Below are 12,220 nucleotides of genomic sequence, written 5' to 3' on the forward strand. Positions count from 1 at the left end.
TAGGAGTGAAAAATGTTGACTGAGTTTAAATTCAGAACTCAACTGTTATTGAGTTATGCAACCATCTTATCATTCATGCTTGTGATCGCCTTAGTGGTCTTTTTTAGTGTCAAATCACTAGAGGATGATTTGATCTGGGTGGAGCATACTCATGCCGTTTTAGACAAAGCCTCCAAAATAGAAGCCTCAGCCATCAATATGGAAACGGGAATGAGAGGTTATCTTTTGGCTGGGCAAGATGATTTTTTAGCCCCATATGAAGAGGGTAGAAAGGTTTTCAATAAATTAATCTCCGAGCTTTCATCCGATGTGGATGATAACCCTGAGCAGGTGGCACTGTTAGGTGAAATAAAAAAGACAATAGATGAATGGCATACAGAGGTGACGACCCCGGTTATTGCTTTAAGGGCTGAAATAGGTAATGCCAAGTCGATGAATGACATGGCAGAGGTGATAAAACGAGCTGAAGGTAAGGCTCTTTTTGATGAATTTAGGAAGAAAATTGCTGAATTTATAAAACATGAACAAGCGTTAGTTGTGCAGCGACATCGAACTCTTGAACTTAGTAACAATGCTAAAGAGCTTAAACGGCTTGAAAAGCTAGAGGTTCGCTCTTATGAGGCGATCACAATGGCACAAAATATTCTTGCAGCCGCTGTTGATATGGAAACGGGGATGCGTGGCTTTCTGCTGGCTGGTCAGGAGCGTTTTCTTGAACCCTATAAACAAGGTAATGAAGCGTTTCATCGATTAGTGGATGAGTTATCTCAGCTAGAAGCGGATCATTCCAATCAACTTGCATTATTGTCCGTAAGTCGAGAGCTCATAGACACTTGGATAAGTGAGGTGGTTGAGCCTCAAATCAGTCTGCGCGAAGAGATAGGTGATGCTAAAACCATGGATGACATGGCAGATTTGGTTGGAGAGGCTAAGGGGAAAATCTATTTCGATAAGTTTCGTGATCAGATAAAGACATTTAAAGATAGAGAGCTAGTTCTACTGGATAAGCGTCAAGCATCTCTTGAAAGTACTGAATCTCTGGTAGTGAATGTGACCCTCTTTGGTACTCTTTTAGCCATAATTGTCGGTATTGGGGTCGCATTTAGGTTAACTAGATACATAGTTAATCAATTAGGTGGTGAACCAGCTTATATTGCTGAGATTGCCCGAAATGTCTCAAATGGTGATTTGAGTATTGAACTGGAGCATGAGGGCAAGCCTCAAGGAATATTTGCTGAGATGCAGCAGATGATGCTGACCCTAAAAGCTAAAACTAGCTTAGCTCAGGGGATCGCTGTTGGTGAATTAGATCAAGTTGTTAAGCTGGCATCAGATAAAGACACCTTAGGGATAGCGTTAAAGGAGATGCTTAAAAACTTAAATAATGTCGCAGACCAAGCCGATGCCATTGCCAAGGAGGATTTTAGCAAAGAGGTGGTGTTTAAAAGTGATAAAGATCGATTAGGTATCGCTCTGCATGAGATGAAAAATCAGATCAAGGAGCGTAATGCTTCGTTATCATTGAGCTTAAACCTTAATCGAGGGATTGTGGATACCGCTGTTGATGGAATTATCTCAATAAAAGATGATGGCACCATACTCTCTGTTAACTCCGCCACAGAGGAGATGTTTAAGTATTCTGCCGAGTCACTTATCGGACAAAATATTAAATTCCTAATGCCTGAGCCCTATCATTCGGAGCACAGCACATATCTTAGTCAGTATAAAGCAACCGGAAACAAGAAGATTATAGGTAAAGGTCGTGAGGTGATGGCCCTTAGGAGTGACGGTACTACTTATCCTATCTATCTCTCAGTTGGGGAGGTTAAACAGGGGGAGGAGACGCTGTATACCGGTTTTATTCGTGATATCACGCAGCAGAAGAAGTTTGAGCAGGACATTATTAGAAGGGAAGCGCTCAATCGTGGCATGGTTGACACCTGTCTTGACGCCATTCTCTCTATAACGACCGATGGGGTCATTATTGCCTGCAATAACGCTGCAGAGCTACTGTTTCAATATAAAAGTGAGGAGTTGATTGGCAAGAAGGTCAATATCTTAATGCCTAGCCCTTTCACCGATGAGCATGATGAATATTTAAAGAATTATTTAACGACTGGTATTAAGAAGATCATGGGCAAAGGGCGAGAGGTTACTGGTTTAAAAAAAGATGGCACGACATTCCCAATCTTTTTGACTATCGGTGAGGTTGAGCAGGAGGAGGGCACAATCTTTACTGGTTTTGTTCGGGATATCACTAAAGAGAAGCAGTATGAGGCAGATCTGCAAAGAACCAATGAAGATTTAATGAAGCAAAACGAGTTAAAGAGTCAAGTCTCTAGGATTAATGAATTGACTCAAGGCGCTTCAGATCTAATGGCGATGGCTGATGAAATTATTTCTGCACTCTCACAGATGATGAAAGCGGGTCACGGGGTTATCTATACCTATGATCAAGAGGATGATGGTTTAAGCCTGTCTGGAAGTTACGCGTTTAAGAAAAGAAAAGCAGTACTTCCCTCTATCTCTATAGGGGAAGGCTTGGTAGGTCAATGCGCTAAAGAGAGAAAAGCCATACTCTTATCTCAGGTTCCAGCGGATTATATCCAGATAAATTCAGGGCTGGGGCAAAGCTCGCCTTTGAATGTGTTAGTGGTTCCAGTGTTGTTTGAAGAGGCGTTGATAGGGGTGATTGAGCTGGCCTCTTTTGAAGGCTTTACTGATGAACAGGTTGAAGTCATCGAGCTGATATCAAGTAATTTAGGCATAGTGATCAATAACCTCAGAAGCCAAGAGAGGACGCAGACTCTATTACTGGAAACCCAAAGACAGTCAGAGGAGTTACAGGCGCAGCAAGAGGAGCTTAAAAGCTCAAATGAAAGCTTGCTGGAGCAAACTCAGTTGTTGAAAACCTCTGAAGAGGAGCTAAAACAGCAGAGTGAAGAGCTAAAAGTGTCAAATGAGGAGTTAGAAGAGAAACAGGTATTCCTTAAACGTCAGAAGAGTGAGATTGAAGCGGCCAAAACAGATCTTACGATTAAGGCTGAGGAGTTAGCGTTGGCCAGTAAGTATAAATCTGAGTTTTTGGCCAATATGAGTCATGAATTAAGAACCCCTCTAAATAGCTTGCTTCTATTAGCTAAGGGATTAGCAGATAACAAGAGTCAACACTTGGATGAAACAGAGGTGGAGGATGCCAAGATTATCTTTGATGGGGGCAATAACCTTCTCTGCTTGATCAATGACATCATGGATCTTTCTAAAGTTGAAGCCGGTAAGTTGTCGATCCATATTGAAGAGGTCAGTATTGCTGTGCTGTGTCGTAATTTAAGGCAAGTATTTGACCCTATAGCTAAGGATAGAGAGCTTGTACTCAATATCGAGGTTGACGATAAATTACCTAGCACTGTACGCAGTGATGGTCATAGAGTTGAGCAGATATTACGAAACTTACTCTCTAATGCATTGAAGTTTACAGAAACAGGCTCTGTAACACTTAAAATTGGCTATGTTGCACCCAATACTCTTTTCTCCCACAGCAGTCTAGATGCAGAAACTGCGCTCTCGTTTTCGGTTGTTGATACAGGTATTGGTATTCCAGAAAATAAGATCCAAGCTATTTTCGAGGCTTTTCAGCAGCAGGATGGCTCAACAAGCAGAAAGTATGGTGGCACTGGATTAGGCCTGACGATAGCGAGAGAGTTGACTCGTCTGCTGGGAGGAGAGATCCAGCTACAGAGTGTGCTTGATGAGGGAAGCACGTTTACTCTCTATCTTCCCAACGTTTATGATTCTGATGCCGTGGAGGAGAAGCTTGAGGCGGGGTCAATTGTTTCTGATGTTAAATTCAAGCAAGAGGTAGTGGGAGCAAGTGATGTGGAAGAAAAATCCTCCAAGACAGAGGAACCCACAGAGCTTGTACTGCAACCTTACTCGGAATTTATTCCCGATGACAGAGAGAGCCTGCAGGAGGGCGAGCCGATTATATTGATCATTGATGATGATCCTGTGTTTGCCAAAATATTGCGTGATCATGCCAGGGAGTGTGGCTATCAGTCTTTGGTTGCTGGTGATGGACGAATGGGGATTTTTCTAGCACAGGAGTATCAGCCAAACGGGATTATTCTCGACATAATGCTTCCTGATATAGATGGCCATCAGGTATTAGAGCAACTGAAGTTTAGCCTCAAGACTCGTCACATACCTGTAGAGATAATCTCGGCTCATAATGAAGATAAGAATGCTGCATTAGTTCAGGGAGCCATTGGCTTGCAAACAAAGCCTGTTAGTCAAGAAACCCTATTAAGTGTATTTGATGAGATTAAGTCATTCTCATCCTCGGAACTACGCCGATTGCTGGTGATTGAAGATGACGCTGGAAATCAGACCTCCATAGTTAGGCTTTTGGAGGGGAGTGATATCGATATTAAGTGCGTCGATAAAGGTACTGAGGGGGTTGAGGAGATTTTGTCCGGGCAATATGACTGCATTATTTTGGATTTGGGTTTACCAGATATTAGTGGTTTTGAGGTGTTAAAACAGATTGAGAGCAGTAAGTTAGAGCGGATCCCACCAGTTATTATCTACACAGGTAAAGAGATTACGGATCAAGAGCAGCTTGAGCTGAACAAGTTTTCATCGACCATAGTGCTAAAAGGTGTGGGATCAGGTGAACGGCTGCTAGATGATATCTCACTCTTTCTACACGACATTGAGTCTAGATTCGCAACTGACAGTCAGAAAACAATTCATATGCTCCACGATGAAGACGCGATGTTCCAAGAACGTAAGGTTTTGATAGTCGATGATGATATGAGAAATACCTACGCGCTATCTAAAAAGTTGATTGAGTATGGTTTTGAAGTAGAGATGGCCCATAACGGCAAAGAAGCCGTTGAGCAACTGACAGAAGATAAAAGTTTTGAGTTAGTGCTGATGGATACCATGATGCCTGAGATGGATGGTTATCAAGCAACAAAACGTATTAGGGAGATGGAGCATTATAAACAAGTTCCCATTATTGCATTAACAGCAAAGACGATGCCTGAAGATAGGGAAAAGTCATTACAGTCAGGAGCTTCCGAATACTTAACTAAACCAATTGATTTTGAAAAACTGCTATCTATTATGCGAATTTGGCTGTTTAAGCATTAATGTAGAGGAGTAGAGCATGTTGGGAATGAAGCTAGAAGATATGCAGGAGTTTGAAATTGATCTACTGCTTGAAGCTATCTATTTTCGCTATGGTTATGACTTTAGAGATTACTCCAAAGCATCCTTAGAGCGAAGAGTATTACATCGTGTCCAGCAGTCTAATCTAAACTCTATCTCTGAAATGGTGCCCAGAGTGATGCATGATACTGAGTTTTTTGAACTGTTTCTTCGAGATATGTCAGTCACTGTTACTGAGATGTTTCGTGATCCCAAGGTGTTTCATAAATTGAGACAGGAGGTATTTACTCAGCTTAAAACTTATTCTCGGGTCAATATTTGGCATGCTGGCTGTGCGACTGGAGAGGAGGTTTATTCCATGGCTATTATGCTTAAGGAGGAGGGGTTACTGGACCGAACAAGGATTTATGCCACCGATTATAATAATCACTCTTTAGATATCGCTAAAAAGGGGATCTACCCAGTCGAAAAAATGAAACTCTATACTGAAAGTTACATTGCTGCTGGTGGGAAAGCCTCTTTTGCTGATTATTACTTGGCGAAGTTTGGTTCGGTAAAGATGGCAGAATCGTTAAAAGAACATATTACTTTTGCCAATCATAACTTAATGAAAGATCAACCTTTTGCTGAGATGCACCTAATCGTATGCCGAAATGTTCTTATCTATTTCAACGCTAAACTGCAAGATAGAGTATTGACACTTTTTAAAGATAGTCTTATTGCTAGAGGTTTTTTATTACTGGGTGATAAGGAGACATTGGATTTTAGTGAAGTAAAATCCTATTTCGAAACATTTAATAAAAAAGAGCGCATATATAGGCGATTAATGCATGTTTGAGGCTCTAGTTGTGGGAGTTTCAGCTGGTGGGTTACGAGCTCTAACCGAGATTTTACCTAAGCTTCCTAAGGGGTATCCACTGGCTATACTTATAGTGCAACATCGCCATAGGGATTCGGATAACTTCCTAACTGAACATCTCAATGAGTTATCCTCTGTTTGCGTCAAGGAAGCGGAGCTGAGAGAGGCGATATTGCCCGCTCATGTGTATATAGCACCAGCTGGCTATCATCTATTAGTTGAAAGGGATAAAACGTTAAGTTTAAGCATAGATCCACCGGTTAATTTCTCTATCCCTTCAATAGATGTTCTGTTTCAATCCGCTGCCACTTGCTACAAAAATCGTCTGGTTGGGCTTATACTTACTGGAGCTAATTCTGATGGAAGTCAAGGTTTAAAATTCGTTAAGGATTATGGTGGATTTGCCATTGTTCAAGCACCTAATACTGCAGAGGTCGATGTGATGCCAAGAGCTGCAATAGACTTAGTCGATGTGGATAAAGTGGTTCCTTTAGAGGAGTTGGCTGCTTTTTTGACTCAAGCTCGTTTTAAGCAAAATTCAACGGTAGTAAGGGAGAAGTTAGATGAGTGAGCGTCTTCCTAAGATTCTTGTTGTTGATGATGAGCCAAATAATTTGCGTGTCTATGAGAGGATTTTAGCCCCTCTGAATCTCGATATTGTTAAGGCCGGTTCGGGACTTAAAGCTTTAGCTGTTGCGCACAAACATGATTTTTTCTTGATCTTAATGGATGTTCAGATGCCGGGAATGGATGGTTTTGAGACTGCTTCTCTTATTTTAGATCACCCCAAAACCTCTCATATTCCTGTCATATTTATTACTGCATTTGCCCGTGATGAAACTTTTGAGTTTAAAGGGTATATGAATGGCGCCGTTGACTACTTAGTCAAGCCCATCAACGATGAGATATTAAAGAGTAAAGCTGGTGTGTTTTTAGAGCTTTACAAGGAGCGTTTAAGATTAGATAAGGCTTTTAAAACAAAGAAAAAAGCAGAAGAGGAGCTGAAAGTACATAAGGAAAATTTGGAGGAGATAGTTAAAGCAAGGACTCAGGAGTTACAACACTCAATAGAACATCTATTAACGACACAAGATAAGTTAGTAAAAGTAGAAAAGATGGCCTCTTTAGGGCGTTTAGTATCAGGTGTTGCTCATGAGCTTAATACTCCAATAGGCATTTGCGTGACTGCTGCCTCATTCTTGGAGGAGGAAACCTGCCGGATCAGTGAACATTTACAAGATGAATCTTTAAGTGCGGAGGATCTAACTAGTTTTTGTGAGTCATCGATTCAGGGCTCCGAGATGCTGCTCTCTAACCTCAGTAGAGCCACCAATTTGATCAAGAAGTTTAAGTTAGTGGCGGTCGATGTGTCGACTGAGGAGCTATCAAACCTAAATGTGATAGCGCATATTGATGAAATTATTATTGAGATCTTACCTGCTTTGGATCTCACTCACCACCAGATCACCATTGAGGGAGATAAGGGGATTGTGGTGGAAACTTATCCTGAAACATTAAAACAAGTATTAAAAGAGTTGTTGTTAAACTCGATTACTCACGCCTTTGAAGAGGATATCAAGGGTCATGTAATGATTAAGGTGGAGAAGGTTGATGAAAGGGTTCGTCTTACTTTTCGTGATGATGGTTGTGGTATCGAAGCGGATACCTTAGCCATGGTTTTTGAGCCCTTCTTTACTACGCGTCGCGGATCTGGCGCGAGTGGTTTAGGGCTTTATATTGTGTTTAATTTAGCAACCCATGTACTTAAAGGCGAAGTCATCTGTAATAGTACCTTAGGCAAAGGAACTGAAGTGATTATTACTTTTCCCATAGAGCATAGCTATTAACGCTATTTATTCGATATTCCAGTCTTTCTATTTTTAGCCCCCTAGTTGCTCACTGACTCAGCTTTTGATTAATACCTCTTTATTTTAATTGTTGACCATTTGTGGTTCAATAATTGAGCATGTTTTTGTAAGAGGTGTGAGAAATGAAAACTATCTTAGCAGTACTTGTGGGGATATTTCTTGGTAGCCTTGTCAATATGGGGATAGTCACGCTTGGCGGAGAGCTAGTTCACCCCCCTAAGGGCGTTGATGTTACTGACATGGAAAGCCTTGCTTCATCTATGCATCTATTTGAACCTAGACACTATCTATTTCCATTTCTGGCTCATGCTTTGGGAACATTGGTCGGTGCGTTTGTGGCTGGTAAAATTGCCGCTACTGGGTTATATCGCCCTAGTTTATTTATTGGGGGCTTTTTTCTATTGGGTGGCATAGCAAGTTCTGTCATTTTGCCTGCACCAGCTTGGTTTATTACGCTTGATCTCGTTTTAGCATATATTCCCATGAGCTGGCTTGGTTTTTGGCTATCAAATAAACTCACTAAATAAAAGTATATTTTTTACTTCATATACTGGAGTTGCCACAAAGTAGTTGTGACTTAAACGACCGAATAAGCACTTTGGCTGAGGGTTTGTATTGTTGTTTCAATTTCCTGCAAACTCTCTATAAATTGAGTTAGGTTTTGGGCTGCACCGATACTGATCCGGATATGATTATCATGGTTGTCAAAGTCATCGCCATTACGCACTAGTATACCTTTTGCGGCAAGGGCGGTCACAACGTGGTGAGCTTTTAAAGGTGAGTTGAGCTTTAACCAGCCATTTAGTCCGCGCCAGCGATGTTGTAGGTTTAAACGATCACACATAGAGATAGCCAGTGCTTGTCGCTCGCGAATTAACAGGTCTCTTTCACCCACTAATGCCTGTGTATTGATTAAGCGAGCTGCAATCTCCATATTCAGTGGTGATACCATCCAGCATTGGCTGTGTAGAGCAAGTTTTACGGGGGCAATAAGTGCTTCAGGCAATAGAATAAAGCCTTGACGTAGTCCACCAGAGAATGTTTTTGATAGGCTTGATAAATAGATAACTCTTGATTGTGCTTGGACTGAATGTTCTCGCGCTTGTTGCCACAATGGGAGATGCCACTCCTCAGGAAGACAATAATTTACATCGTCTTCAAGAATATAGAAGTCATGTTCAATCGCCATTTTTAACAGGGTTTGACGTTGACTCATGCTGTACTGAATACAGGTCGGGTTTTGGTTATTCAGCGTTAGGTAGAGCAGTTTAGGATTATATTGCTCAACTAAAGTTTGCAGTGCCATCAGATCTAGGCCTGAATCGGTTAGGGGGATCGAATGGGCATCGAGACCGAGTTGATTTGCTGCGACTCTGATCCCTGGGTAGCAATTTTCTTCATGCATCAAAACATCGCTCTTGCCCAATAGAGCGTTTAGTACTGAAAATAACCCTTGCTGTGCACCATGGCAGAAGATGAGCTGTTTTGAATCTTGCTCAATACCGCGGGTGGTTAGCCAATGATGAAAAGCTTGTTGCTGGTGAGTCAGAGGATCGGCCTGATAACCCATAATTTGATTTAAGGTGATAGGATCTTTGGCTATTTCGGTCAATATATCGCTAAGTGTTGCCGTTTGGTTGGTCAAGGGAGGCTGACAGGTCGCAAAGTTAACTTTGCTACTTTCCGTATTCTGGACTTTTGCTTTGACGTAAGTGCCATCACCTCTTCTCGCTTCTACATAGCCTCTCTGCTCTGCCAGAGCATAAGCTCTAGTAATTGTACCTATTGTTACACCAATTGTATCTGCTAATTGTCTCTGTGGTGGTAACTTACTGTTTGGTGTAAGTTCGCCTGAATGTATGGCTTGTTCAATAGCCGTTACAATCCTTACATACTTAGGTCCGCTGAACTCATTGAGATCTAAACTCCAAATTGTACCCATAACAATAAACCTGTTGATCCTAATTTTATTATCGATAATATGCACCTTAACATAAGTTGTGTCAATTATTGTATGTGTACAATTTTGATCGTGATGAAATATATTAAAATGGGAGTGAATAATGCAGGAGACACTTTGGACCTTGATGCTATCTGCCGCGTTTTTCTGTGCCACCATGAGTATGACACCTGGCCCTAATAATATTTTATTGGCTCAATCAGGGGCTAATTACGGAATAAAGCGTAGTTTGCCTCATATCTTGGGAATAAGAGCTGGGCAAACTTGTTTACATATTTCAGTCCTTTTAGGGCTCGGAAGTTTGTTTGATATTTGGCCCATGTTTCACCATGTACTAAAAATGCTTTCGATTGGGTATCTACTTTATTTGGCTTACCGGATCTCAACTGCTGCGGTTAGTGATGATCCAGCTGCCCAAGAGAGCAAGCCAATGACGCTTAAGGAGGCGGCGCTGTTTCAGCTTATTAATCCAAAATCTTGGATGGCAACGATTACATTATGTAGTGCATTTACCGTCACTGGAGAGGCATATTGGCTGAGCGGCCTTTTGGGGATGATTGTGTTTAATCTTGTTGGCTTTCCGGCCTCGTTTACTTGGGTGTTGCTGGGGTCTACGATTAGGCGTCAATTGAACTCTGCTAGACGGCGAAGCCACTTTAATTGGTCAATGGGATTTTTGTTATTGTTAACCATCCCCTTAATCGTCAAGTAACGACGTATTGTACCTGTAGTAAAGAAACATATTTTTTGGGAGCTATGATGAAGATAAAAATAGATATTATTGATGCATTTACTGATGTTAGGTTTAAAGGTAATTCTGCTGCAGTGATTATTACTGATACTTGGTTGCCTGATGAGTTAATGCAATCAATAGCGATTGAGAATAACTTGTCTGAAACGGCTTTTGTGAAACGTTTAAATACTCAGGATTATCAAATTAGATGGTTTTCTCCTATTACAGAGATAGACTTCTGTGGACATGCGACATTAGCGGCCTCTTTTGTGATTTTTAAGGAACATAAAGGGCTTGAGGAGATAAGGTTTACTGCAAAAGCAGTGGGGGAAGTTGTGATCACGAAATCTTATGACAGCTATATTCAGATGTCATTTCCTAATCGTATGCCTCAAAAGCTTAAAAGTGTTCCCACAGCCTTAATAGAGGGACTATCGATAAAGCCCGTTGATGTATTGCGTAATGAGCAAGCCTATGTCGTGGTTTATCGGGATAGTTGTGATGTTATCTCTGTTGAGAAAGATGATGAAATACTTAAACGACTGGCACCCTTTGATGTTGTAGTGACCGCAAAAGGCAATAATGTTGAGGGTGAGTACGATTTTATCTCTCGTTATTTCTGGCCTGCCAATGGAGGGGGTGAAGACCCTGTAACGGGCTCAATTCATACAGGGCTGGCGCCCTACTGGTCAGCGCGTTTAGACAAAAATGAGCTAAAAGCTTATCAGGCCTCTGCTAGAGGAGGAGAGTTGCTATGTCGTGTTGATGGAGAGCGTGTCTATATTTCTGGGAAAGCAGTACAGTACTTAGAGGGCGTTATTCATCTATAGCTAAGGGGTTTTAATTGAGTTTAGGTCAGTTCAGCCAAAGCTGATTATTTCAGCTAAGTGAGGCGAGCTCTTATGCTTGAGCTGAAGTACTAAGATGAGAGCCCCCATTTGGCGATAATAAACAGATCATTAATACTGGTATCACTTTGCTCTGATATTGTTTTTCGTTTGATGTCTAAAACGGTAAAGCCATTACTCTCTAAATGCTCACACAGATGCTCTGCGCTATGGTAATGGGTGTACATCTGATCGCCATTGCTTGAGGTGTCAAGCTTGGACTTAGTATACTCACCCTCCATGGTACTAAGGTAAATAACCCCCTCTTTCTTTAATAGTTTTGCTGAGTTTTTTATTAAAGTCTCTGCATCCTCTCTTGAAATATAGGGAAGGCAAAAGCCACACATAATGGCATCATAAAGGTGATCTATTTGAGAAATATCTCTACAGTCCATCACTTCAAAATAGCCGTTGGGGTTGTTCTCCTTGGCAAGTGTGACCATGTTAGGCGCAAGATCTATACCGTGTAGTTTCATCTCATCACATCTCTCAATGAGAAAGCGGCTAATATTTCCCGGTCCACAGGCTATCTCAAAGATTTCAGGGCAGACCTTTTGATTGATTAGCTGGCAAAAAAGCTCGAAAGTATCGTCATAAAGCGATAGATCCATATACTTGTCTTGGTATTTTTGCGCGAATTTGTTAAACGTATTTACACTTAATTTATACTTATCCAAATTAACTCCGGATGTTATTTTTTAGTTAGATTACTTTTTATCGATTTTTATTACCAGCCCTATG

9 protein-coding genes are annotated in these 12,220 nt (G+C 41.2%); 7 read left to right on the forward strand and 2 right to left on the reverse strand.

Features of this window, described 5'->3' with window-relative positions; genetic code table 11:
• Positions 1–12 precede the first annotated feature (12 nt).
• The 5 genes from SWOO_RS25500 to SWOO_RS10070 all read left to right on the forward strand — a co-directional run bounded on the left by SWOO_RS25500 (position 13) and on the right by SWOO_RS10070 (position 8,426).
• Entirely contained in the window at positions 13–5,154 is a 5,142-nt protein-coding gene (locus SWOO_RS25500) for a CHASE3 domain-containing protein (RefSeq protein WP_012324591.1), read from the forward strand.
• Positions 5,155–5,170: 16 nt separating this feature from the next.
• The gene (locus tag SWOO_RS10055; protein ID WP_012324592.1) at positions 5,171–6,010 is read left to right on the forward strand and encodes a CheR family methyltransferase; all 840 of its coding nucleotides are present in this window, start codon (positions 5,171–5,173) and stop codon (positions 6,008–6,010) included.
• Positions 6,003–6,602 (forward strand): chemotaxis protein CheB, encoded by a 600-nt coding sequence (locus SWOO_RS10060; protein ID WP_012324593.1) that lies wholly within the window; start codon positions 6,003–6,005, stop codon positions 6,600–6,602. The genes SWOO_RS10055 and SWOO_RS10060 overlap by 8 nt, the downstream gene beginning before the upstream one ends.
• Positions 6,595–7,878, forward strand: coding sequence for a hybrid sensor histidine kinase/response regulator (locus SWOO_RS10065; protein WP_012324594.1), 1,284 nt, complete (start codon positions 6,595–6,597; stop codon positions 7,876–7,878). The genes SWOO_RS10060 and SWOO_RS10065 overlap by 8 nt, the downstream gene beginning before the upstream one ends.
• Positions 7,879–8,021: 143 nt before the next feature.
• Positions 8,022–8,426 (forward strand): hypothetical protein, encoded by a 405-nt coding sequence (locus tag SWOO_RS10070; protein WP_012324595.1) that lies wholly within the window; start codon positions 8,022–8,024, stop codon positions 8,424–8,426.
• Positions 8,427–8,476: 50 nt separating this feature from the next.
• On the opposite strand, the gene SWOO_RS10075 is transcribed toward SWOO_RS10070, so the two are convergent.
• Entirely contained in the window at positions 8,477–9,841 is a 1,365-nt protein-coding gene (locus SWOO_RS10075; RefSeq protein WP_012324596.1) for an aminotransferase-like domain-containing protein, read from the reverse strand.
• A gap of 121 nt (positions 9,842–9,962) precedes the next feature.
• Between SWOO_RS10075 and SWOO_RS10080 the strand changes: the two genes are divergently transcribed.
• Both SWOO_RS10080 and SWOO_RS10085 read left to right on the forward strand, forming a co-directional pair.
• Positions 9,963–10,571 carry a LysE family translocator gene (locus SWOO_RS10080; protein ID WP_012324597.1) on the forward strand — a complete coding sequence of 203 codons (609 nt, stop codon included), beginning with the start codon at positions 9,963–9,965 and terminating at the stop codon, positions 10,569–10,571.
• A 47-nt stretch (positions 10,572–10,618) separates the two neighbouring features.
• Positions 10,619–11,422, forward strand: coding sequence for a PhzF family phenazine biosynthesis protein (locus SWOO_RS10085; RefSeq protein ID WP_012324598.1), 804 nt, complete (start codon positions 10,619–10,621; stop codon positions 11,420–11,422).
• A gap of 89 nt (positions 11,423–11,511) precedes the next feature.
• Here SWOO_RS10085 and SWOO_RS10090 read toward each other — a convergent pair whose 3' ends face one another.
• Positions 11,512–12,156: a class I SAM-dependent DNA methyltransferase gene (locus tag SWOO_RS10090; protein WP_012324599.1), complete on the reverse strand. Its 645-nt coding sequence runs from the start codon at positions 12,154–12,156 to the stop codon at positions 11,512–11,514.
• Positions 12,157–12,220 lie beyond the last annotated feature (64 nt).

Origin of the sequence: Shewanella woodyi ATCC 51908, from assembly GCF_000019525.1 — a bacterium.
Classification (GTDB): domain Bacteria; phylum Pseudomonadota; class Gammaproteobacteria; order Enterobacterales; family Shewanellaceae; genus Shewanella; species Shewanella woodyi.